This is a genomic window from Vreelandella venusta, from assembly GCF_007989605.1.
GTDB lineage: Bacteria > Pseudomonadota > Gammaproteobacteria > Pseudomonadales > Halomonadaceae > Vreelandella > Vreelandella venusta.
In genome coordinates this window covers 1-21,906 of sequence record NZ_BJUL01000008.1, presented here as the reverse complement: position 1 = coordinate 21,906, position 21,906 = coordinate 1, and the positions used below count along the sequence as shown (strand labels likewise).

The 21,906-nt window shown below is 55.0% G+C and carries 23 protein-coding genes; 11 read left to right on the top strand and 12 right to left on the bottom strand.

Going from position 1 to position 21,906, the window contains the following annotated elements; translation table 11 throughout:
* Positions 1-58 precede the first annotated feature (58 nt).
* A complete protein-coding gene (locus HVE01_RS10625; RefSeq protein ID WP_125745237.1) occupies positions 59-946 on the top strand; it encodes a DMT family transporter in 888 nt (295 codons plus the stop codon).
* A 173-nt stretch (positions 947-1,119) separates the two neighbouring features.
* On the opposite strand, the gene etfB is transcribed toward HVE01_RS10625, so the two are convergent.
* The 7 genes from etfB to gbdR all read right to left on the bottom strand — a co-directional run bounded on the left by etfB (position 1,120) and on the right by gbdR (position 10,528).
* Positions 1,120-1,962, bottom strand: a complete 843-nt coding sequence (gene etfB / locus HVE01_RS10620; protein WP_146944035.1) for an electron transfer flavoprotein subunit beta — start codon at positions 1,960-1,962, stop codon at positions 1,120-1,122.
* Positions 1,952-3,235 (bottom strand): electron transfer flavoprotein subunit alpha, encoded by a 1,284-nt coding sequence (gene etfA, locus HVE01_RS10615; RefSeq protein ID WP_146944033.1) that lies wholly within the window; start codon positions 3,233-3,235, stop codon positions 1,952-1,954. Before etfA ends, etfB begins: the two co-directional genes overlap by 11 nt.
* Positions 3,232-5,262 carry a (Fe-S)-binding protein gene (locus HVE01_RS10610; protein WP_146944031.1) on the bottom strand — a complete coding sequence of 677 codons (2,031 nt, stop codon included), beginning with the start codon at positions 5,260-5,262 and terminating at the stop codon, positions 3,232-3,234. The genes etfA and HVE01_RS10610 overlap by 4 nt, the downstream gene beginning before the upstream one ends.
* A gap of 200 nt (positions 5,263-5,462) precedes the next feature.
* Complete coding sequence (dgcA, locus tag HVE01_RS10605; RefSeq protein WP_146944029.1) at positions 5,463-7,535, bottom strand: dimethylglycine demethylation protein DgcA; 2,073 nt, start codon at positions 7,533-7,535, stop codon at positions 5,463-5,465.
* Between the two features lie 24 nt (positions 7,536-7,559).
* Positions 7,560-8,105: a 4-vinyl reductase gene (locus tag HVE01_RS10600; RefSeq protein ID WP_089040921.1), complete on the bottom strand. Its 546-nt coding sequence runs from the start codon at positions 8,103-8,105 to the stop codon at positions 7,560-7,562.
* An 81-nt stretch (positions 8,106-8,186) separates the two neighbouring features.
* On the bottom strand, positions 8,187-9,164 hold the full coding sequence (locus HVE01_RS10595) for a dipeptidase (protein WP_089039341.1): 978 nt from the start codon (positions 9,162-9,164) through the stop codon (positions 8,187-8,189).
* Between the two features lie 218 nt (positions 9,165-9,382).
* Positions 9,383-10,528 (bottom strand): choline metabolism transcriptional regulator GbdR, encoded by a 1,146-nt coding sequence (gene gbdR / locus HVE01_RS10590; protein WP_146944027.1) that lies wholly within the window; start codon positions 10,526-10,528, stop codon positions 9,383-9,385.
* A 361-nt stretch (positions 10,529-10,889) separates the two neighbouring features.
* On the opposite strand from gbdR, the gene HVE01_RS10585 reads away from it, so the two are divergent.
* Positions 10,890-11,834 carry a co-chaperone YbbN gene (locus HVE01_RS10585; protein ID WP_146944025.1) on the top strand — a complete coding sequence of 315 codons (945 nt, stop codon included), beginning with the start codon at positions 10,890-10,892 and terminating at the stop codon, positions 11,832-11,834.
* 10 nt (positions 11,835-11,844) lie between these two features.
* Here HVE01_RS10585 and HVE01_RS10580 read toward each other — a convergent pair whose 3' ends face one another.
* Positions 11,845-13,008 carry a MalY/PatB family protein gene (locus tag HVE01_RS10580; protein ID WP_146944023.1) on the bottom strand — a complete coding sequence of 388 codons (1,164 nt, stop codon included), beginning with the start codon at positions 13,006-13,008 and terminating at the stop codon, positions 11,845-11,847.
* Positions 13,009-13,047: 39 nt separating this feature from the next.
* Here HVE01_RS10580 and HVE01_RS10575 point away from each other — a divergent pair, with 39 nt between their 5' ends.
* From HVE01_RS10575 to HVE01_RS10550, 6 genes are all read left to right on the top strand, one after another.
* On the top strand, positions 13,048-13,479 hold the full coding sequence (locus HVE01_RS10575; RefSeq protein ID WP_083000801.1) for a hypothetical protein: 432 nt from the start codon (positions 13,048-13,050) through the stop codon (positions 13,477-13,479).
* A 90-nt stretch (positions 13,480-13,569) separates the two neighbouring features.
* The gene (locus HVE01_RS10570; RefSeq protein ID WP_125745221.1) at positions 13,570-14,376 is read left to right on the top strand and encodes a hypothetical protein; all 807 of its coding nucleotides are present in this window, start codon (positions 13,570-13,572) and stop codon (positions 14,374-14,376) included.
* 64 nt (positions 14,377-14,440) lie between these two features.
* The gene (locus HVE01_RS10565; protein WP_125745219.1) at positions 14,441-14,848 is read left to right on the top strand and encodes an acyl-CoA thioesterase; all 408 of its coding nucleotides are present in this window, start codon (positions 14,441-14,443) and stop codon (positions 14,846-14,848) included.
* A 39-nt stretch (positions 14,849-14,887) separates the two neighbouring features.
* Positions 14,888-15,190 (top strand): hypothetical protein, encoded by a 303-nt coding sequence (locus tag HVE01_RS10560; RefSeq protein WP_125745217.1) that lies wholly within the window; start codon positions 14,888-14,890, stop codon positions 15,188-15,190.
* A 12-nt stretch (positions 15,191-15,202) separates the two neighbouring features.
* On the top strand, positions 15,203-15,724 hold the full coding sequence (locus HVE01_RS10555; protein ID WP_125745215.1) for a DUF501 domain-containing protein: 522 nt from the start codon (positions 15,203-15,205) through the stop codon (positions 15,722-15,724).
* Positions 15,725-15,794: 70 nt separating this feature from the next.
* Positions 15,795-16,346, top strand: coding sequence for an LOG family protein (locus tag HVE01_RS10550; RefSeq protein ID WP_146944021.1), 552 nt, complete (start codon positions 15,795-15,797; stop codon positions 16,344-16,346).
* Positions 16,347-16,442: 96 nt separating this feature from the next.
* Here the strand turns inward: HVE01_RS10550 and HVE01_RS10545 are convergent, their stop codons facing one another.
* Both HVE01_RS10545 and HVE01_RS10540 read right to left on the bottom strand, forming a co-directional pair.
* Positions 16,443-16,955 (bottom strand): hypothetical protein, encoded by a 513-nt coding sequence (locus HVE01_RS10545; protein ID WP_125745211.1) that lies wholly within the window; start codon positions 16,953-16,955, stop codon positions 16,443-16,445.
* 47 nt (positions 16,956-17,002) lie between these two features.
* The gene (locus HVE01_RS10540; RefSeq protein WP_038480797.1) at positions 17,003-17,497 is read right to left on the bottom strand and encodes a tetratricopeptide repeat protein; all 495 of its coding nucleotides are present in this window, start codon (positions 17,495-17,497) and stop codon (positions 17,003-17,005) included.
* 251 nt (positions 17,498-17,748) lie between these two features.
* Here HVE01_RS10540 and HVE01_RS10535 point away from each other — a divergent pair, with 251 nt between their 5' ends.
* Together HVE01_RS10535 and yaaA are read left to right on the top strand one after the other, a co-directional pair.
* The gene (locus tag HVE01_RS10535) at positions 17,749-18,780 is read left to right on the top strand and encodes an NADP(H)-dependent aldo-keto reductase (protein WP_125745209.1); all 1,032 of its coding nucleotides are present in this window, start codon (positions 17,749-17,751) and stop codon (positions 18,778-18,780) included.
* A gap of 104 nt (positions 18,781-18,884) precedes the next feature.
* Positions 18,885-19,667 carry a peroxide stress protein YaaA gene (gene yaaA, locus HVE01_RS10530; protein ID WP_146944019.1) on the top strand — a complete coding sequence of 261 codons (783 nt, stop codon included), beginning with the start codon at positions 18,885-18,887 and terminating at the stop codon, positions 19,665-19,667.
* Positions 19,668-19,676: 9 nt separating this feature from the next.
* Here yaaA and HVE01_RS10525 read toward each other — a convergent pair whose 3' ends face one another.
* A complete protein-coding gene (locus HVE01_RS10525) occupies positions 19,677-20,252 on the bottom strand; it encodes an isochorismatase family protein (RefSeq protein ID WP_146944017.1) in 576 nt (191 codons plus the stop codon).
* Positions 20,253-20,396: 144 nt separating this feature from the next.
* On the opposite strand from HVE01_RS10525, the gene HVE01_RS10520 reads away from it, so the two are divergent.
* Complete coding sequence (locus HVE01_RS10520; RefSeq protein WP_146944015.1) at positions 20,397-21,248, top strand: Tim44 domain-containing protein; 852 nt, start codon at positions 20,397-20,399, stop codon at positions 21,246-21,248.
* 138 nt (positions 21,249-21,386) lie between these two features.
* Here HVE01_RS10520 and HVE01_RS10515 read toward each other — a convergent pair whose 3' ends face one another.
* The gene (locus HVE01_RS10515; protein WP_120385864.1) at positions 21,387-21,575 is read right to left on the bottom strand and encodes a hypothetical protein; all 189 of its coding nucleotides are present in this window, start codon (positions 21,573-21,575) and stop codon (positions 21,387-21,389) included.
* Positions 21,576-21,906: the final 331 nt, after the last annotated feature.

Below are 21,906 nucleotides of genomic sequence, written 5' to 3'. Positions count from 1 at the left end.
CTACCGCCCGACCAACCAGCGGGCGGTAGCCCTCTTTTATCGATCGGGAATCAAGACAATGCAGTCAAACTCTTACCAGCGCGGCCTGGTCATGGTGATACTGGGCGTGGTGTTCCTCAGTTTCGATGGCCTGCTGATCCGCCTAGCCAATACCGATGGCTGGACCATCGTATTCTGGCGCGGTTTGTTAATGTTCTGCGTACTGGGAGTCCTGTGCTGTGCGGGGAATCGCTTAGCGGCACTGAGAAGCCATCCATTTTCTTCGCTCGCCTCAGCACTGCTGCTGGGTCTAATGTCGAGCCTATTCGTGCTCGCCGTAATGAACGCCAATGTAGCCAACGTGGTCGTCATACTAAGCACAGCACCACTGTTTGCCGCACTGTTTTCACGGGTTTTCCTACATGAACGGGTACCGCTAAGAACCTTGGTAGCCATTGCCGTCTGCATGCTGGGGATGGGGTTGGTGTTCTTGGGCGAAGGCGCCATGGGAATGCTATTGGGTAACTTGTATGCCTTAACGGCCGCGGCAGCCATCGGCGGTAACCTGACCTTACTACGCCGCTATCCAGCCATTGACCCTATGACGGTGATTGCTGGTGGCGGGCTGCTCTCAGCAGCAATTGCGCTGCCCATGGCCTCGCCGCTGGCGCTAGATGTCGAGCGTTATAGTGTGCTGGCACTAATGGGACTAGTGCAGATGCCCCTGGCCACGGTACTGATCAATAGCGCCACCCGCTACCTGCCGTCTACCGAGGTGGCACTGTTTTACCTAGTGGAAACCGCACTGGGCACACTATGGGTTTGGTGGCTATTAGGCGAGACGCCAACGGCATCAACACTACTGGGCGGGGCCATCGTCATCACGGTGCTAGTGCTACACGCTTGGATGGGATTACAGCGAGAAAGGCAGCGCCTGCGGCTTTATCCTGGCTTTGCTGACAAATAGGTCATAACAGCATTGCAGAAGATAACGACAGAGAACGTAAAGCCTTAGCAGATCAAGATTTATAACACCAAGACGATTTATAAAACAAAGACTCAGCGATTAAAAATAGCTAATAAGAAACCCGCCACAAAGGGCGGGCTTTAAGATTACAAACATGCCGTGATCAAAAGGCTTCAGCGTAGCACGTCCTCTTCCTTGAGCAGCTTGTAAATCGCCTCTGCACCTTGCTCGGGGCTAACATCGATAAGCACTTGCCCGCCTTTGCCCTCGGCTTTGGAAGCCGCCGCTTTAAAGCGGTCTCTTGCTGAGGCGGCTTTGATGATTTTCAGACGCTTAGGCCGTTTTCGTGCGGGTCCCAAGTGCCACTGGGCCAACTCACCGTCGGCTTCAGAGCTAGTGGGTACTAGCGAGAAGGTGGCTCGACGAGCTGGGCCGAAAGCGCTCTGACGCGCCGCCGGCGCTGCTTCATCCACGCTGATGATAGCGGGTAGGCGCACCTTGAGACGACGACGCTGGCCCCGCGGCAACGCTTGAAGCAGCGTTACCACGCCATTTTCCACCGTCTCTATGGACGCTAAGCTATTTACTAACGGCCAACCGAGGTGTTCTGCCAATGCATAGGGCAAAAGCCCAGAGCCTTCCCCGCGCTCAGCTCGGGCACCGGTGATCACTAGCTGAGGTGAGGTAGCGGCCAAATGTTCCACCAGAGGCAAAATAGCATCGCTGCCTTCAGGCTGTTCCAGCAAGGTCATGGACTCAAGCCCCATGCCAACGCCCGTGGCCATCCCTAAGTAACCACGTAGAGCGGCCTCGCTGTCGACATCCTTAGAACCCGCGTGCAGCAGGTCAATCTGGCTACCCGGCAGCTCTGCTGCTACGGCTAGCGCAAGTTCCAGACCGCGGGCATCCTGCTCGGCGCGCCTAGCACGACCGGTGGTGGGGTGACGACCGATGGAGACCAGCACCGCTACGTTGATACCTGCTTTTTGTTGTGTTTGCTGTTGCTCAGGCCGCATCGCGCTGCCCTCCTCGCTGCTGTTCCACCATCGCCACTAACGCAGCAAGAATTTGCGTGCTGTCGCCTATCACTGCCAGGTCAGCGCGTTTGATCATGTCGCACCCCGGGTCGAGATTGATTGCCACCACCTTATCGCAGCGCTGAATGCCCTGTAGGTGCTGGATAGCACCGGAAATACCCACCGCCATATAGACTCGGGCGGTCACCCAAGTACCGGTCGCGCCTACCTGGCGATCACGCGCCATAAAGCCGTCATCCACCGCGACACGCGAGGCTCCTTCGGTAGCACCGAGCACTTTCGCAGCATGATGGAAGGCGTCCCACTGTTTAACACCGTTGCCACCCGAGAGGATGAACTCAGCCTCGGCCAGCGCCACGCCAGCGGGATCCACTGCCACCTGCCCCAGATCTTCAATGCGCGATAGGGTGGTGGGAATAGGCGCCGCCAGACTCACAGGCTCCGCCGCGTGGCGCGTTTCGTCCACCGGCTCGGCGCACTCGGCCAGTGCCAGGGCAACTCGCGGCAGAGGACGCTGGATATCCAGGCTCCCAGCGGCACCACGGGCAGTACAGCGCCACCCCAAAGAGGCCTCATTATCAGCTTCCACCTGCCATACCCCCGTGGCAGCCCGCTCCCCCAGCCGCAAGGCAAGCCGCCGCCCCAGATCAGCCCCACCTAGAGGCGAGTCCGGCAACAGCCAGAAGCGCGGTGCCATTTCACGTTCGACGGCACCTAGCACCGCTAGCCGTGCCTCAGGAGCAAACCCAGCGTAAAGCTCATCATCAAGATGCACGATGCGATCGATTCCGGCTTCGCCAAGCGCCTCCTCCTTATGCTCGCCGAATAAGATCGCTACCACAGCGCCAGGCTGTTCGGCATCAGCATCTGCCACACGTCTGGCTAGCCCCAACAGATCCTTGTCGTGGCTTGAAAGGCGCCCACTGGTCAGGTCGGGTACCACGGCGACCATAAAGGCAGGCTGATCAATGGTCACCCTGCGGCGGCTATCACGAGCCGCCGTGGTGGTCGCGGAGGCCTGCCCTCCTTGCTGAAGGCCGCTACGATCAATCCGTTTGACGCCATTGGGGCCGATAAAGCCAATGGCGCGAGGATTTTTACGCACCACACCGTTGGGGCCCAGCCACTCACTAGCTGCACCGCCGCCCTCACTGTTGACACCAAGAGCGGCGAGCACACTGGCGTGGTCTGGATGAAGACGGTTCCGGGCGATCCACTCGCGGCGCGGATCGCGGCGAATAATCTCACTCATAAGGCCACCTCTTCAGCAGTTGTCACTGCAGTGTTTCGACGGGATACACCAGACACATCGCCAGCAGGACGCTCTACCAGAGCATCAGCTACCAGCTCAGCGATATCACGCACTTCGGCGCTAGCATCCACCACGCCTTCCAACATGGCAGTGCACTGTGGGCAACCCACCGCCACCAGCTCGGCGCCGCTCTCTTTAACGTCATTCATGCGCATATCAGGAATACGGCGCTCACCAGGGATATCCGTGATTGGCGCCCCACCACCACCGCCACAGCAGCGCGAACGGAACCCTGAGCGCTCCATCTCGGCAACTTGGATACCCAGCGCTTTAAGCACTCGCCGAGGGGCTTCGTATTCACCGTTATAGCGCCCCAAGTAACATGGGTCATGATAAGTAACGCTGCCACCTTTCCAGGGAGCGAAGTTCAACCGCCCGGCGTCATACAATTCAGCAATAAAGGTACTGTGGTGTCGCACTTCGTAGTTGGCCTTTGAATCGCTGCCATTTTGCCCTTCTTGAAGAAAGTCGCCGTACTCATTGCTCAGCACATGAAAACTATGCGGATCACAGGTGACAATCTGCTGGAAGCGATACTTGGCCAGGGTGGCAATATTGCGCTTAGCCAAGGATTGGAACGTCGCTTCATCGCCCAGGCGCCGTGCTACGTCGCCGCTGTCGCGCTCTTCAGTCCCCAACACGGCGAAGTCTACTTCAGCAGCACGCAGCACTTTCACCAGGGCGCGTAGGGTTCGCTGGTTACGCATATCAAAGGCGCCATCCCCTAACCACAACAGCACATCAACCTGCTGTAGGTCGGCCATTAACGGTAGGTTTAGATCTGCCGCCCAGTTAAGCCGTGAGCCTGGGTCGAAGCCGCCAGGATTGTCGGTGGCAATCAGGTTGTCGAGTACCTCAGCTCCTTTATTGGGCGTCTTGCCCCGCTCCAAGGTAAGGTGGCGACGCATATCGACAATCGCATCCACGTGCTCAATCATCATTGGGCACTCTTCGACACAAGCGCGGCAGGTGGTGCACGACCAGAGGGTTTCAGCGTCAACCAACGCCTTGCCCTCTTTCATGACAACCGGCGCGACGATAGGCGCATGGGGAGCGCCCTGGTGTTCTCCCACTGGCTTACCAGGATAAGGAGAACCTGCATAGCTAGCATCGCTACCGCCGGCAAATCCCACTACCATGTCTTGAATCAGCTTTTTAGGATTGAGCGGTTGGCCGGCGGCAAACGCAGGGCAAACCGCCTCGCAGCGGCCGCACTGCACGCAAGCATCGAAGCCCAGCAGTTGATTCCAGGTAAAGTCAGCAGGCTTTTCTACGCCCAGAGACGCTGCCTCATCCTCCAGGTTCAGCGCTTTGAGCCCCGTTGACCGGCCACCACCAAAGCGCTCCGCACGACGGTGAAAGGCGAGATGTAAGGCGCCAGCGAAGGCGTGCTTCATTGGGCCTCCCCAGGTCATGCCAAAGAACATTTCGCCCAGCCCCCAAACCACGACGCCCGCTAATACCAGCGCCAGAAGCCAGCTACTGCTACCTGCGACTACGCCTTCGGGCAATAGCCCCACCGTGGGCAGTGTGATCAGGAAGACGCTTATCGAAAACGCCATCAGGCTCTTTGGCAGGCGCATCCAAGGGCCTTTGGAGAGCCGTGCAGGTGGGTTAAGCCGCCGACGCGCTACGAACAGGCTACCAACGAACATGGATGCACTAGCCAGTAACAGCAACCCGCCTAGCAATGGATTGGCGATACCAAGACCATGCACCACAATCATCAGCACGGCGGCAGCCACAAATCCCCCGGCGGTGGCCACGTGGGTATTGGAGATCATTTTGTCGCGCCCCACGACATGGTGCAGATCCACCAAGTAGCGGCGCGGCAGAGCCATTAACCCCTTGAACAGGTTCACCTGTGAGGGGCGACCCTGACGCCACAGGCGTATGCGGCGTACAGCGCCGATGACTGCCAGCGCCAGGGCAGTAAAAATCAGTATCGGCAAGAGCGTATCGAGCATGGTACTCACCTCATCTGTCGCGGCGGGACTGCTCCGGCGGCAGACCGCTGCAAGGGCGCTGCAATCCCATTCCTGGGCGCTACCTTTGCCATCTAGCCGCCACGGATGGCGGAAATGCCGTAAACGTATGGAGCTGTTTTACGGCCATGGCAAATGACCCTCACTACGGTCTTCCACCGGCGTCCCGGCTCTCGCTCAGGTCAAAAGTCCTTGCAGATTCGCAGGGCGTCGTAGATGGCCGCGTGGGTGTTACGCGGAGCTGTACAGTCGCCCAGACGGAATAGCAGGAAGCCATCTCCCTCTTCGCTCAGGCGGGGCTGCGGCTGAATCGCATAGAGCGCTTCAAGATCCACCTGCCCTTTGTTGCGGGACTGCTCTTTAAGGGCGTAATAAAGTGCCTCGTCAGGACGCACGCCGTTTTCTACGACCACCTGATCAACCACGCGCTCTTCCAAAGCACCGGTATACTCATTTTCGAGCACTGCCACTAGGCCGTCGCCCTCGCGGTAGACCTTATGCAGCATCAAGTCAGAGGACATGATCACTTCTTTCTCGTATAGGCTGCGGTAATAAGTGGGAAAGGTGGTGCCCCCCACCGCTGCACCAGGTTTGATATCGTCAGTAACGATCTCGACCTTGGCGCCCTTATCCGCCAGATAGTCGGCCGCCGAGACGCCAGAGAATTCGCAGATGGCGTCGTAAATCAGCACGTTTTTACCGGGTGCCACCTTGCCTGAGAGAATATCCCAAGTGCTGACCACCAGACTCTCCTCGGCATTCTCCGAATAGCCCCATTCCGGGTGCTGGCTAAGGAAGGGTTGGCCACCGGTGGCGAGCACCACGATATCGGGACGCAGATCAAGCAAGGTTGCCTCATCAGCACGAGTCGCTAGTCGCAGATCGACTTTTAGGCGTGCCAGCTCCAACTGATACCAACGAGTGATACCGGCGATTTGGTCGCGCTGCGGCGCCTGAGCAGCGATAGTGATCTGTCCACCCAGGGCATCAGCGGCCTCAAACAGAGTGACATCATGACCACGCTCAGCGGCAACCCGAGCCGCCTCCATACCGCCGGGACCACCGCCTACTACCACGACTTTGCGCTTGGCGCCCTCGGTCTTTTCAATGATATGCGGCAGCCCCATGTATTCCCGCGAGGTGGCAGCGTTTTGAATACACAGTACGTCAAGGCCCTGGTATTGGCGGTCGATGCAGTAGTTTGCCCCTACGCACTGCTTAATCTGATCGATCTGCCCCATCTTGATCTTGGCAATCAGGTGAGGATCAGCAATATGCGCCCGGGTCATGCCTACCAGATCCACGTAGCCCCCTTCGAGAATACGCTGGGCCTGATTGGGGTCTTTAATATTCTGGGCGTGGATTACCGGCACATTCACCACTTCCTTGATCCCCGCCGCCAGATGTAGAAAAGGCTCCGGTGGAAAAGACATATTGGGAATAACGTTGGCCAGTGTGTTGTGGGTGTCGCAGCCAGAGCCAATGACGCCGAAAAAGTCGACCATTTTAGTGGCATCGTAATAAGCGGCGATCTGTTTCATGTCTTCATGCGAAAGGCCATCCGGGTGGAATTCGTCACCACAAATGCGCATCCCTACCACAAAGTCATCGCCCACTTCGGCACGTACCGCTTTGAGTACTTCCATGCCGAAGCGCATGCGATTTTCGAAACTACCGCCCCACTCGTCGGTACGCTTGTTGACCCTAGGGCTCCAGAACTGGTCGATCAGGTGCTGGTGCACGGCGGACAGTTCGACACCGTCGAGCCCGCCCTCTTTGGCCCGTCGCGCGGCCTGGGCGAAGTCACCGATAATCCGCCAAATCTCTTCCACCTCGATAGTCTTGCAAGTGGAGCGGTGTACCGGTTCGCGAATGCCAGAGGGGGATACCAGCGTCGACCAATCGAAGCCATCCCAGCGTGAGCGGCGACCCATATGGGTAATCTGGATCATGATCTTGCCACCATGCTTGTGCACGGCGTCCGCCAGGTTCTGAAAGTGTGGAATGATGCGGTCGGTAGAAAGGTTCACCGAGCTCCACCAGCCCTGAGGGCTATCAATGGACACCACTGATGAGCCACCGCAGATACACAGGCCACAGCCACCCTTGGATTTTTCTTCGTAGTACCTGACGTAGCGCTCAGTCGTCATACCACCGTCAGTGGCATGCACCTCGGCATGGGCGGTACTGACCACACGGTTGCGAATGGTCAGCTTGCCGATCTCGATGGGCTCAAAGATTGCGTCAAATGCCATGGTTATCTCTCCTCACACCCAGGGTTAGTGGGCAGCATCGGGCAGCGGTTTGACAGCGAAGACGCCGACATCACAGCCGGGTTCGGCAGCGCTCTGCGTCTGCTCAGCAACGGTGCGCAGCGAACTACCCCGTGCAGCGAGAATTTGATTCATGGCCCCAGCAAACCAGCCAGTGAACATGTACTCGACCTTGCGCCCAACCTTACCCAGTTGGTAAACGAAGGCGCTATGTTCTAGCCGCACCTGAGCCGTGCCAGCGTCAAGATCAATCTGTTCAGTGATGAAGTGGCCCCAGCCACGCTGAGAGAGACGCAGCATGTAGTGCTCAAAAACGGCCTCACCTTCGAGGCCATGGCACTCGGCTTCTTTCTCACACCAGTGCCAGGCACTCTTATAGCCAGCGTGATAGAGGATTTCAGCGTACTTTTCAGCACCTAGCGCCTCTTCAACGGCCACATGGTTGTTGATAAAAAAGTGCCGTGGTACATAGAGCATCGGCAGCGCATCAGTCGTCCAGACGCCGGTTTCACTATCGACTTCGATAGGCAGTGCGGGGGCCAGTTTGGTCACGGGTATCATCCTCTACATCATTATTCTTGGCTAAGGAGCAGGCTTATCCCATCGCTCCTATCAATCTTATGGAGCAAGCGTTTAGGCGCCCCAGACATCCTTGAGGACGCGTACCCAGTTCTCACCCATGACCTTCCTGACCTGAGTTTCACTAAAGCCGCGCTTAAGGAGCGCCTCGGTGAGATTAGGGAACTCTCCGATGGTGCGAATGCCTTTGGGATTAATGATCTTGCCAAAGTCTGTCAAACGACGGGCATAGCCCTTGTCATGAGTCAGCCACTCGAAGAACTCTTGACCGTGTCCTTGGGTGAAATCAGTACCGATGCCGATAGCATCTTCACCAACGATATTCATGACGTACTCGATCGCTTCACAGTAGTCTTCGATGGTGGAGTCGATGCCCTTTTTGAGGAAAGGTGCGAACATGGTGACACCGACGAAACCTCCGTGATCAGCAATGAACTTGAGCTCTTGATCGGATTTGTTGCGCGGGTGCTCTTTGAGCCCGGAGGGCAGGCAGTGGGAGTAGCAAACCGGCTTTTTGGATTCGAGAATCACCTCTTCAGAGGTTTTCGCACCGACATGAGAGAGGTCACACATAATGCCGACACGGTTCATTTCAGCGACGATTTCACGCCCAAAGCCAGACAGGCCGCCGTCACGCTCGTAGCAGCCGGTTCCCACTAGATTCTGGGTGTTGTAGCACATCTGTACAATGCCCACGCCCAGCTGCTTGAAGATCTCTACATAGCCAATCTGATCCTCAAACGCATGCGCATTCTGGAAACCAAAGATGATTCCAGTTTTGCCCTCTTCTTTCGCACGCGTGATATCAGCGGTGGTGCGTACCGGGCGTACCAGGTCACTACACTCGGCCATCAGTTGGTTTGACTTGACGATATTATCGACCGTGGCCTGAAACCCTTCCCACACCGAAACAGTGCAGTTAGCCGCCGTCAAACCACCGCGACGCATGTCCTCAAGCAGCTCACGATTCCATTTGGCGATAATCAAGCCATCGATGACGATAGCGTCATCGTGCAGTTCTGAGGGTGTCATAGCTAAGCTCCAACATTGATTTATGTAGCGAGCATAGCGCTGACGTTGGCTTGGGCTGCTCTTGGAAACGACGACGGAAATTCCAAAAACGTCATTGTGTCGTGAACACGACAGCTACTTGGGATCTTTTGATATTTGCAGCAGCGTGGTAGCAATATAAAAAAACGTGCTACCCGACGCTGGGTAGCACGTTCTCATCGTTGGCTGCGTAGTCAATATCAGCTCAGCAGCGTCACGCTGGCAAACGTAGGCTCTCCCTGAGCACATGCAAGTGCCTGCTGAGCGCTTGAGAAAGGCTCATTGGCATTGGGCTCGCTCCCCCACCGTTTGATCAGCGGTGGCGACTTGGCGTGATTATTTGCTTGCCGATCATGCACCCCGAGGCGCTCATTTCTTGGCGGTACGCCAAAGTATTCACGGTAGCACTTAGAAAAATGGGGCGTAGAAACGAAGCCACAAACGGAAGCAATCTCGATAATCGATAAAGGCGTTTGCTTAAGCAATTGTCTAGCACGCACTAAGCGCAGCTTGAGATAATAACGCGATGGCGAGCAGAGCAGATAGCGTTGGAATAGGCGCTCTAACTGGCGACGCGAAACATTGACATAACGAGCGAGCTCGTCGAGCTCGATCGGCTCCTCAAGGTTGGATTCCATCAAAGCGACGATCTCCAACAGCTTGGGCTGGGTAGTGCCCAGCACATGTTTAAGCGGCACGCGCTGCTGGTCCTGCTCGTTACGCACACGCTCATAGATAAACATCTCGGAGATGCCTGCCGACAGCTCACGTCCATGGTCATGAGCAATCAGGTTAAGCATCATATCGAGCGGTGCTGTGCCGCCAGACGCGGTGAATCGATCCCGGTCAATCGAAAACAGAAAGGTCGTCAGAATGACATTCGGAAAAGCTTCCTGCATAGAAGCCAAACACTCCCAATGGATGCTGGTCTCATAGTGATCAAGCAGCCCTGCTTGGCCTAGCGCCCAGCTTCCCGTACATACCGAACCTAAACGTTTGAGTTGACGCGACTGCGACTGAAGCCAACGCACATGCTCACGAGTAACACTATGCTGAGGCCCCACTCCTCCGCACACAACGACCCACTCTAGCGATAAGGGTGCGTGCATAGAAGCATCCGGCGTTACCTGCAACCCATCACTGGCACGCACCGGCAAACCGTCTTGGGTTAGGGTGTACCAGCGGTATAGTTCGCGGCCAGATAATTGATTAGCCATCCGCAAAGGCTCAATGGCTGAAGCTAGGGAAATTAACGTGAAATTATCCAGCAGGAGAAAACCAAGGGTTTGCGGTTCACCCGCACGATGGAGATTTGCTGTCTGGTCTTTTGATTTGTCTGATGTCATCGATTTACCCTCCGTCACCTTAGATCATCAGTTTTTCTTTTTATTAGTATAGGTGGCGCTGGCGTTTCTTAGTTTCCCATTACTGCAGTGAACACTCACTCGTGCCGGGGTGGCATTACTCATGAGTCGCATTTTGGCACGAATACGCCGAATAGCGACAAAACCCTCTTACAAACCAAGTGGTACGTCGCAAATGCAACAGTAGAGGTCGTTCTTAAAACGCCTGACAAGTCACTCTGATTTCGATTCTTGAGCAGCCCTTTTTGTGATAGGTACTTTATTTACCGCTGTTTCCTTGAATCCTTCCCCGATTGCCTGCATATCATAACGTAATCCACTTCAAGCGATGCAGAGCCTAGCCATGTCCATTATTGATCCCCGTACCGGCAATCCGTTGACCGCGGAACCTGCTAATATCAACAACGAAGAAGCGGGCACAGCTCGTCCTTCCGTGACAGCTGAAGAAGTTATTATTGAGCTTGACGCTGGCAATATTCAGCAAGTACTTGAAGCATCGATGCAGGTGCCAGTGCTACTGGGCTGTCATTCACCTTCCAACGCCAGCGGCAACGCTCTGCTATCGGTATTGGAAAAGCTAGCCGTTGAGTACGCGGGCGCCTTCCTGCTTGGCAAGCTGGATGTTGAAGCTAACCCGGAAATCGCTAGCCAGTTAGGTGTTCGCTCGACCCCCGATGTTAAGCTCGTTAGCCAAGGAGGCTTGGTCGATAGTTTCCAAGGCGTACTACCTGAGAAGGAAGTGCGCGAGTGGCTAAACCGCTACTTCCCAGCCCCAGGCGATGCACCGCCCAGTCCAGAAGATCAAGCCGAAGAGGCATTAGCAGCGGGCGATGCAGCAGGCGCACGCGAAATTTATCAAACCCTGATTAGCCAGTATCCAGAGCACTACGCCTACCAAATCAGCCTTGCAAGGGCACTGGTGGCTGAAAAGCGTGGAGATGAAGCTCGCAGTGTGCTCGACAACTTACCCCCCGAAGAGCGCGATGCCTCACCTGCCCGCGGTGTGCGAGCCAGTATCGAATTTAGCGAGCAGGCTCTTTCTGTCGAAGACGTCGCCGCGCTGGGTGATCGCAACGACAGTGAAGCGCGCTACCAGCGTGCACTGCGCCATGTTGCCGATGGCCAATACGAAACAGGCCTTGAGGGGCTGCTTGGTTTAATGAAAGATGACCGCGCCTATAACGACGACGCGGCCCGCAAAACCTTATTGCAAGTATTCGACGCTTTGGGTGCCGACCACCCGCTAACCGTTACCTATCGGCGCAAACTATTTGCTCTGTTGTATTAATTAGTTCTGATCAGGCTTTCAGCAACTCATCCATTCTTGCTAACGCCGCTTCCAATTGCGAAGCGGTAGTACCAAAATTAAGCCGCACAAACCCAGGGCAGCCAAACGCAGCCCCATCAGACAGCGCTACGCCCGCCCTTTCCAGTAATGCCTTGGCGGGCGAATCGCCTAGCCCCGCCTCGCGCATATCCAGCCACGCAAGATAAGTGGACTCCGGCTCGCTCATGGTCACTCCCGGCCATAACGCTACCCGTGCCTGCAGCGTAGCGCGGTGATCACGCAGTACCGCTAACAGCGCTTGGCGCCAGGGTTCACCTTCGCGATAAGCCGCTTCAGCAGCAACCAGCCCCAGCACATTGCCATCAGGTAAAAAGCCTTTTGTGGCCTCAGCAAAACGCTTTCGCAGCTCAGCATCAGGGATAATGGCACAGGCACTGGTCAGCCCCGCAAGGTTGAACGTTTTTGACGGCGCCCATAGCGTGATCGTGCGTTTAGCCAGTGCCGGGATCATAGCAGCCAAGGGGCGATGTTGCGCTCCCTCGTCTAGCAGTAGATCACAGTGCAACTCATCAGAGACCACCCATAAATCATGCCGCTCAACGACGGCGGCCAACTTGGTAAGCTCCCGGTCACTCCATACACGCCCTGTTGGATTGTGCGGGTGGCACCACAGCAGTAGGCGGGTTTGCGGTGTTATCGCGGCTTCTAGCGCGTCAATATCCAACTGCCAAGGCTCGCCAGGGGACGCTGGCTCAGCTAACATCGCCTGCTGGGCCAGCCGTCCTGTGCGCTCTGCAACGGCCAGGAAAGGTGGATAAATAGGGGCAATTGTAAGCACCCCGTCACCGGGCTTGGTGAGCGCCATCGCCGCAAAATGCAACGCGGGCACAACCCCAGGCAACCACTGCTGCCAATCAGGCTGAATCGACCAATCGTAATGATGGGCGCTCCACTGGCAGAGGGCTTCGGTTAACGTATCGGGCACCTCGCCATAGCCATAGACACCGTGCTCCACCCGGGCACGTAGCGCCTCAATCACGGCGGGCGGTGAGCAAAAATCCATATCTGCCACCCACAACGGCAGTACATTTGCATCATAGCGATGCCATTTTTGTGAGGCGTACCCCCCTTCGGGAGAGCGTCGTTCGACGGGCGTGACAAAATCAAACGCCATAATTAATCTCACTTATGTTCTTGGGAGTAACTATTGAGCATGCCGCAAGATGACTTTTATACCAAGATGCGCGCGGGACTATCGGCGTTGTTGCGGCAGTGGCGTTCACTTGGCCAAGCCGATACGGATCAACTGGCACTCATTTTGGCTGAAACAGCGCGGGTTGCAAAACTGGGCACACCCGATGAGACACCAAGTGGCGCCACACTTGAGCAGTGGAGCCATGAAGAACATGGTGAAATACCACTCTGGGCCCCTCGCACCGCGGTATTTTTACTCAACCAAATGCCCGCCCGCCCCACTCCACAAAGTGATGCGGAGGCCTGCGCCTGGGCTTACTGCTGGCTGCGCAACCGCTCATTTGATTCGCTGCAAGCCGCTCATGATGCATTGCCGCCCCACTTAAAAGTGCCGCTCGAAAATGCCTTAGAGGCCGCTTGGCGCGATCAACAGGGCCTCCGTCTGGTATAGCTAGCGAACATTTCTACTAACGAGGTGTGTAACTAACGGCGTTTGCGCACCCGCGACTTTGTGATTTGATAACAACAAGGAAAACACCGCATGATAGAGGTTCCTCTCACTTGGCAACTGGCAAAACTAGGCCTCTCAATTGGCATGGTGCTCGGGCTTGGCGCCGTTGCGGTGCGTGCCAGCCCCCGTATAGCGGGGCTACTGGCGGGTTACCCACTAGGCACCGCGTTAGCGCTGTTTTTTATTGGCTTAGAAATCTCCCCGCTTTTTGCAACTCAAAGCGCGGTACATACACTGGCAGGCTTCACCGCCACAATGGCTTTCGTCGCAGGCTATGTAGTGTCAGGTCGTCAGCCAGGATTCAAAGGCATCGCGGGTGGCTTAGCAGGCGGCTTTATTGCATGGTTCGCGGTTAGCACTGTGCTTGCCCAGTTCAATTTTACGCGACTTAGCGGTACGCTGCTCACACTCGGCGCTATCGTTGTATTTAGCCTATTATTTCGCAGTATTCCTGATGTAAAAAGCCCCGCCAGTCGTGCCTTTTCGCTTACCGCACTTGCCGCGCGAGCATGCTTGGCTACCGCCATCGTTTTTGTGATTACCTGGCTTGCTCATTGGTTGCCCCCCGCCTGGGCGGGTACGCTAGCAGCTTTTCCAGTCACCATGCTGCCTTTTCTGCTCATCCTGCATTTAAACTATGGGTTCGCGCCAGCAGCAACCGTGATCAAACACTACCCCATGGGGCTTGGCTCATTGCTGAGCTATACGCTGTGCGTTTCTTTAACTTACAGCACGTTAGGCCTTTTCTGGGGAACATTAGCGGGGTTTGCAACCGCCACACTGTGGCTACTTGGCTGGATGCAGTTCACCGCCTGGTATCAACGTCGCGCCACTTGACCAAGCGCTCGCTAGGGGTAATTCTGGTTAGCCTGAATTGCTGACAACCAATAAGGATCTCCTGATGTTCACCCGTATGATTGAGCCGGCTTTTTACGATACCGATGCACTAGGCCATATTAATAATACCCGTCTGCCAGCTTGGTTTGAGCTAGCACGTAACGATTTATTCAGGCTGTTTACGCCAGACCTCAACCCTAAACAGTGGCGTTTGATTATGGCGCGAATGGAAGTTGATTACCGTGCTGAACTGTTCTACGGCCACGACATCGAATTACGTACCTATTTGACACGTTTAGGTACCAGCTCGTTTACAGTGACTCAGGAGGCGCGCCAAGATGGCACGCTGACTAATGTGGGGCATACCGTACTGGTGCAATACGACCATCAAGAAAAACGTGCGGTACCTATTGAAGGTGACTTGCGTGATGCGCTATCCGCACACTTACACAGCGCGCCAACGCCAGCTTAACTCACTCCCCTCCGCTCGGTGGGGCCCAGGGAAATTCCCATGGCAATCCGTTATAATCTCTGGATCGATCCGGATAATACGGCGCAGCATCGCGCCGTTGAAGCCGACCTTGAGCGCTATTTTATGGAGCGCTTTGCTGACTACCCGCATATCCGCTTGTTCGGCGCAGACCCGTACGATTATGATGCCCCGTTCAATCGACTTTACGATGTATTAATGGCGCGAGCCGCAGAATATTGCGAAGAGAAGTGGTGCTATGTCGCCACACCTGAACAGCTTAATCGCTGTTTCTTCCGCGCCGTTGGTCGCTCAAATAAGTTTATTCAAGATGACCGAAAGTGAGACATCAACGCAATGGTAATCCGTACCGACCAAGCGCCCGATGAGCGCCAGCTAGCTATTATCACGCAACAGCTCGGGCGTGCTCCTCGCGGTATTGAAGCCGTTGCGGCTACCGATGCCCACGGCACTCCGCTGGTGCTGCGTATGGCGCCAATTGTCGATGGCAAACCGTTTCCCACCCTTTACTGGCTATGCTCCGACCTACTCAAAATTGAGATCTCACGAATTGAAGCCGTAGGTGTCATTAAGTCGCTGGAGCAGCGCCTTCAGGAAGAGCCTGAGTTTCTGGATGCTTACCAACAAAGCCATCACGATTACGTTAAGGCACGTTGGGCGTATATGAGCGATGCCCAACGCGATGAAGTCGCTAAGCTTGGCTATAGCGATGTTCTCACCGAACGAGGTGTGGGCGGCATTAGCAACTGGCAACAGGTACGCTGCTTGCACACTCAGTATGCCCACCATTTATGCGGTAATAACGTGATCGGGCAATGGATGGATGAGCACTACAACGTTCAGCGCTGCCTACGCTAACGGGCACATTCATGGCTTGATAACTCACCGCCCATTTATCAGCAGCTGACCTGTCATAAGGACGCTTACCATGGCACGAATTTGTGTATATCTCGGCTCGCGTGAAGGGAATACCCCCGCTTTTCGCCAGGCCGCCAACGCACTTGGCACCGCCATTGCCGACCACGGACACACGCTTGTTTATGGCGGTGCCCGTATTGGTTTGATGGGGGCGCTCGCCAATGCGGCGCTAGAGGCAGGCGGTAAAGTGATCGGCGTGATGCCCGATCACCTTGTTGATCGCGAGCAGGCACACTTTGGCTTGACTGAGCTGATACGCGTGCCAAATATGCATGAGCGCAAAGCGACCATGGCCGCCAATGCTGATGCCTTTATTGCCCTACCTGGCGGCATAGGCACCTTTGAAGAGCTGTTTGAAATCTGGACCTGGGGCTATTTAGGACTTCACGAAAAGCCCATGGGCCTACTCGATACCGATGGCTTTTATGCCCCACTGCTTACCTTTTTGGATAGTACCGTCAGCCACGGTTTTTTAGCCCAAACAACACGCGATATGTTGATGGATGCGCCCACGCCCAACCAACTACTGGCTGCATTAGAAACACAGCTTGGCTCAGCGTAAGCCGATAGTGTTAAAGAGATAGAGTGATTAAGGGCAGTCATTAAGAGTAGCGTTTACAACCAGCACTGATGCTCCGTCCTAAGAACACTCCCGGTATCAGCGTTTAGTGCCTTCAGCTAGTAGATAGGTACGCTGATAAGTGAGCTGTAACAGACGAGCATCCTCGCCCGCGCGGTGACGGTGTATACCACGCTCGGCGATAACCGCTTCCTTTGTGTTACTCCACAGAGCTTGCTGCTCTTCGCTGAGCAAAATCCGCAATGCTTCTAAACGGAAACGCGGCAGCATTCCCGCATGGTGAAACAGCAGCGACAACCAGGTGTTATCGTATCCCCAGCTATCACTATAAGCCTTGCCTATCTCACGCAGTTCGTCGTTTAGCCACTGCGCCACTTGGCGTACAGGGTAGCCTTCTCGCTGTAACCGAGCTCGGGAGATTCCGTGTAAAAGTTCAGCTTTGGAGTCCCAATGCGTCCACTCCGCCAACGGCTGAATGAGAAACGCGCAGCAGCTACCGTCGGCACGCGCAATGCCAACTTCAATAGGATAGCTGCCGCGCCCAAATCCGGACGCTTCAATATCTAGCACTGTCGGTAGCGTCTCGGACACTGATTTCCTCATTCACTGATCTCAGCGGCCAAACCACTGACTTTCTTCTAGGCGGCCGCCATTTCCGTCGTTGACTGACGATCAGCCAAGCGTTGCCAGTAGGCCGCTTGCTCGCCGTCTACAGCCAAGCCTAGCTCACCTAGCCGATAGGCGCGCGCTAATCGCTCTGCGGCCAAATAATGGCCTGACTGAGCAGCTCGGGCATACCACGTTACCGCGTAATCCTCGCGCCGCGGATACTGAACACACCCATGCTCATGAATTTGCGCTGCTTGATACTGTGATCTTATATCGCCAGCCTGAGCCGCTTCTAGCACATAACGTGCGCCACGCGCCTTATCCTGCGGCGACAAGCTGCGATGAAACAGCATGTGGCCGTAGATCGACTGTGCGTCCGGATGCCCCGCTTCTGCACAGCGTTTAAACAAGCGCATCGTCAACCGCTGGGTGCGCGGTGAACGCGGCAATAACCAGCGAGTATGAAACAGCTGTTCGGCTAGGCGAAACTCTAACCGGGTAAACAAAGTTGATGCCTGCGGCATGGCAAACCACCCTGCCTATCTGTTGAGATCCTCGGCTAGCCATCACTGCTACGATCTGACCGCTAACCATACGATTAACCAGCGCTAGGCTGGTCGATGGGCTGGCAAGCATACGCCTGCCTTTGCGCTTACTCAACCCTATTGATTTGCTGCTTTTGTAGCGCCTCGCTAACATGCCTGTCACGCGCCGTTATTTACGGCGTTTATCACCGAATATCCTGAGGCAATTTCGCTTCATTGAGGAGACGATAATGCAAACGCGCCCACTGGGTAGAACCGGGATGGAGGTCAGCCGACTTTGCTTAGGCACCATGACCTTCGGCGAACAAAATAGTGAATCAGAAGCCCACGAGCAGCTTGATCGCGCAGTCGCTTTTGGCATCAATTTTATTGATACCGCTGAAATGTACCCGGTTCCACCAAAGGCTGAAACGCAAGGGCTTACAGAGTCTTATATTGGCAGTTGGCTGAAAGCCCGCAGTGCCAGAGACGATGTCATTATTGCTACCAAAGCCGCTGGCCCTGGCTTAGACCATATTCGTGGTGGTCCAAGAATGACTCGCGACCATCTACATCAAGCTGTTGAAACCAGCCTTGCACGTCTCAACACTGACTATATCGATCTCTATCAATTGCACTGGCCAGACCGAAAAACCAACTTTTTTGGCCAGCTGGGTTATACCCATGAAGAGCAAGAAGACGCAACGCCGCTAGAAGAAACACTGTCAGCACTAAAAGAACTTGTTGATGCCGGAAAAGTCCGCGCCATTGGCCTTTCTAATGAAACGCCATGGGGAGTTATGCGCATGCTGCAGTTATCTGAGCAGTTGGGGCTGCCGCGGGTCGCATCTATTCAAAACCCCTATAACTTACTTAACCGTTCGTTTGAAGTCGGTCTCGCTGAAATCGCTCACCGTGAAGACGTGGGCTTACTCGCTTACTCGCCGCTGGGCTTTGGTGTGCTGTCGGGTAAGTACCTTGATGGTGCACAGCCACCGAAAGGGCGCTTGACGCTTTATGAGCGGTTTAAACGCTATACCTCGCCAGAAGCAGAAGCGGCAACGCAGGCCTACGTTCAACTGGCCAGGGCGCATGACTTGGATCCTGCCCAAATGGCGCTGGCATTTGTAAACTCTCGCCATTTCCTGACCAGCAATATTATTGGCGCCACCACGATGGATCAGCTTGAAAGCAACCTCGACAGCGAGAGCCTTAAGCTGGATGAAGAAGTGCTCACCGCGATCGACGACATCCATCGTCGGATGCCTAACCCCTGCCCCTAATCACGTTTTCACTATCAAACCGATAGCCTCGGCCATCGCCGAGGCTTGGTATAATCGTATCAGTCACTTCTTCCTCTTTTCTGTCACGGCATAAGGAGCACGCCATGCTGAGCGTTATTTCCCCCGCCAAAACGCTAGACTTTGAGACACCCTCAACAACCGATAAGGTCACCCAGCCCGACTTTCTCGACCATAGCCAACCATTAATTGAGATTCTGCGCGATTATTCACCACAACAACTCAGCGATTTAATGGGCATCAGCGATAAATTGGCGGGCCTTAACGCTGCACGCTTCGCTGACTGGCAACCGCCGTTCACCTTGGATAATGCCAAGCCAGCGGTTCAGGCTTTCCAAGGAGATGTCTACACAGGGTTAGAAGCCAACACCTTTAGCGATGACGACAACCTTTTTGCTCAGCAACACCTACGCATTCTATCGGGGCTATACGGCTTGCTGCGTCCACTGGACCTAATCCAGGCCTATCGGCTGGAGATGGGCACCAAACTGCCCAACGACGCTGGCAAGGACCTTTACGCTTACTGGAAGCCAACGTTAACGCAAGCGCTTAATAGCGCCATTGCAGAAAGTGGCTCAAACGTACTGGTCAACCTTGCCTCTAACGAATACTTCAAGGCGATCGATACGAAAAAGCTAGCCGCTCGGATCATCACCCCCGTTTTCAAAGACGAGAAAAACGGCTCGTTCAAAATCATTAGTTTTTATGCAAAAAAAGCCCGCGGCTTGATGAGCGCATGGATTATCCAACAACAAATCAACGATCCCGAGCAACTCACTGCTTTTGACGTGGCTGGGTATCGGTTTGATCCTACGGCCTCTCAAGGTGACACCTTAGTGTTCACCCGTAACGAAAATGCTCGTCAATAAACGCACTCATTAGAAGAAAGTCACAGCGCGCGCCGAGCGCGGCTTTAGAAAGCGTTGATGGACATCTTTGAACAGTGGCGTATCACAGCGATATAGCCATTCATAGGCCACCATGTCTGCTGTCACCGCCACCGCTCCGTTAGCACAAGCGCGCTCCCGAGCAAGGCGGGCCTCATCACTGCGACGGCTCGCCGTCGCTTCGCTCAGCCAAAACACTTGATACCCCGCTTCTAACAAGCCAAGCGCACTTTGCAAAACGCAGATATGAGCTTCCGTGCCGCAAAGAATCACTTGTTTAGCCCCATGTTCGGCAAGTGCTTCAGCAAACGCAGCCTCTTCCATTGCGCTGAAATGATGCTTTTGCCAAATGCGATGATCGCCGAGTGCATTTAATAACGCTGGAGCAGTACCACCGAGCCTCTCTGGATACTGCTCAGTTAGCCAAACAGGGACGTTTACTGCATTAGCAACACTAGCCAACCAAGCAGCTTCTTCAATCGCTGATTGACCTCCATCAATCACGGGCAAGAGCCCCGCTTGAAAGTCGACAATGAGTAACAAACTTTGAGCTTGATGTAAGCGCACTTTCTTAACCTCTTTTTGTCTTTATACACAACAACACCTTAACCCGTTTCCCCACTTACACGGTAAACTTATCACTGCTTATTCCCGATACGCCTCTCCCGAGGTGGATCACCTTACTTTCTGCATCTCTCATGGAGAATCAAAATGTTACGACAGTTGTTTGCTATGTTCCTGGTCAGCGTGATGGGCATAAGTGCCGCCGTTGACTATGCCGAAGCGCGACGCTTAGGCGGCGGTAGCAGTATGGGTAGTGTTTCTCGCTCGGCGGATAAGCCCGCCAGCACTCCAACACAACAGCAGACACAGGGCACCCAGCAACAGAGCGCAGGCGCGGCGACCACTCCTCGTCGTGGCGGCATGGGCGGAATGATGGGAGGCTTACTCGCCGGTGGCTTGCTGGCCGCCCTCTTCTTCGGCGGCGCGTTTGATGAGCTGCGCCTTATGGACATACTGCTAATGGCTGGAATTGTTGCCTTAGCAATCTTCGCTTTCCGCGCCTTTATGCAACAGCGACGGCCAGCATCAGCCACGGCGTCAGGCTATCAACGTGAACGCCAGGAGACTCAGCACACACCGAGCAGCTTTACCGCAGCACCTGGCAGTTTGGCGAGCAGCTTACAAAGCACGCCGGCCTGGTTCGATAAAGAGCGTTTTTTGGGCAGTGCCAAAGAGCACTTCATGCAGCTCCAGCGCGCTTGGGATAATAACGACTTTAGCCAAATCCAAGAGTACGTCACGCCGGAACTCTATAATCTACTGCGCCAGGAGCGTGCTGAGCAGCCTGCCAACAACCGTACCGAGATGGTGCGTCTGTTTGCTGAACTAGGTGATATCAAAGAGTACGATGACCATGCCGAAGTCAGCGTTATTTTCCACGGTATTTTGGAAGAGAACAGTGAGCAAACTGAGTTCAACGAAACATGGCACCTAACGCGTAGTCTGCGCGACCAAGCGCCCTGGTACCTACAAGGTATTGAGCAAAACCCAAGCTCATAGCCATTAAAGGCAGCCAGTATGTACGCATCTGATCAGTAGCATAACTGCCTTAGAACGCAAAACAGCCGCTTTTTAGCGGCTGTTTTTGTATCGGTAACGTAACGATACGCTACCGATACGCGGTGAAGAGGCGCTCGTTTACTCCTCAGCAGACTCTTCAATATTCTCGCCCATCTCTTCTAGGCTTTCGCCCGCATCTTCCATGCTCTCATCAATGTTTTCACCGGCTTCTTCAGCAGGCCCCTGATTATCACAGGCAGCTAGGCCACCCATCATCATGGCCATCAGTAGCGCAACTGCAAGCTTCTTCATCAACGGGGTACTCATATCGCTTCTCCTCCTGAGATGCTGCTTGAATGATAGGTACTCGCTCATACTAGTTGCTAGGCAGCACTTACGCCACCACGGACCAGTAACTCCTTGTTATTTAATTTATTAAAACGGTTGCTTTAAGGAAGTTCTATGCACTTCTCCGCGCCGCCCTCGTCATTCCCGCAGGCCCTTAGCAGGAATCCATGTTGGGCTGGGGTTTCGGGCTGCTGCAGGACAAGGTGGATTCCCGATCACCCCACTCGGGAATGACGGTGTGGTGGCTCGGGGATGACGTGCGGTGTGGCCGCTTTGTGACAGGGGCTAGGGAGTGCTTTTTTCTTCCGCG

Bases quoted from the DNA above. Each gene is read 5' to 3' on its own strand.
- HVE01_RS10625 (WP_125745237.1), top strand. From the start codon at position 59: ATGCAGTCAAACTCTTACCAGCGCGGCCTGGTCATGGTGATACTGGGC.
- etfB (WP_146944035.1), bottom strand. From the start codon at position 1,962: ATGCGGCCTGAGCAACAGCAAACACAACAAAAAGCAGGTATCAACGTA.
- etfA (WP_146944033.1), bottom strand. From the start codon at position 3,235: ATGAGTGAGATTATTCGCCGCGATCCGCGCCGCGAGTGGATCGCCCGG.
- HVE01_RS10610 (WP_146944031.1), bottom strand. From the start codon at position 5,262: ATGCTCGATACGCTCTTGCCGATACTGATTTTTACTGCCCTGGCGCTG.
- dgcA (WP_146944029.1), bottom strand. From the start codon at position 7,535: ATGGCATTTGACGCAATCTTTGAGCCCATCGAGATCGGCAAGCTGACC.
- HVE01_RS10595 (WP_089039341.1), bottom strand. From the start codon at position 9,164: ATGACACCCTCAGAACTGCACGATGACGCTATCGTCATCGATGGCTTG.
- gbdR (WP_146944027.1), bottom strand. From the start codon at position 10,528: ATGACATCAGACAAATCAAAAGACCAGACAGCAAATCTCCATCGTGCG.
- HVE01_RS10585 (WP_146944025.1), top strand. From the start codon at position 10,890: ATGTCCATTATTGATCCCCGTACCGGCAATCCGTTGACCGCGGAACCT.
- HVE01_RS10580 (WP_146944023.1), bottom strand. From the start codon at position 13,008: ATGGCGTTTGATTTTGTCACGCCCGTCGAACGACGCTCTCCCGAAGGG.
- HVE01_RS10575 (WP_083000801.1), top strand. From the start codon at position 13,048: ATGCCGCAAGATGACTTTTATACCAAGATGCGCGCGGGACTATCGGCG.
- HVE01_RS10570 (WP_125745221.1), top strand. From the start codon at position 13,570: ATGATAGAGGTTCCTCTCACTTGGCAACTGGCAAAACTAGGCCTCTCA.
- HVE01_RS10565 (WP_125745219.1), top strand. From the start codon at position 14,441: ATGTTCACCCGTATGATTGAGCCGGCTTTTTACGATACCGATGCACTA.
- HVE01_RS10560 (WP_125745217.1), top strand. From the start codon at position 14,888: ATGGCAATCCGTTATAATCTCTGGATCGATCCGGATAATACGGCGCAG.
- HVE01_RS10555 (WP_125745215.1), top strand. From the start codon at position 15,203: ATGGTAATCCGTACCGACCAAGCGCCCGATGAGCGCCAGCTAGCTATT.
- HVE01_RS10550 (WP_146944021.1), top strand. From the start codon at position 15,795: ATGGCACGAATTTGTGTATATCTCGGCTCGCGTGAAGGGAATACCCCC.
- HVE01_RS10540 (WP_038480797.1), bottom strand. From the start codon at position 17,497: ATGCCGCAGGCATCAACTTTGTTTACCCGGTTAGAGTTTCGCCTAGCC.
- HVE01_RS10535 (WP_125745209.1), top strand. From the start codon at position 17,749: ATGCAAACGCGCCCACTGGGTAGAACCGGGATGGAGGTCAGCCGACTT.
- yaaA (WP_146944019.1), top strand. From the start codon at position 18,885: ATGCTGAGCGTTATTTCCCCCGCCAAAACGCTAGACTTTGAGACACCC.
- HVE01_RS10520 (WP_146944015.1), top strand. From the start codon at position 20,397: ATGTTACGACAGTTGTTTGCTATGTTCCTGGTCAGCGTGATGGGCATA.
- HVE01_RS10515 (WP_120385864.1), bottom strand. From the start codon at position 21,575: ATGAGTACCCCGTTGATGAAGAAGCTTGCAGTTGCGCTACTGATGGCC.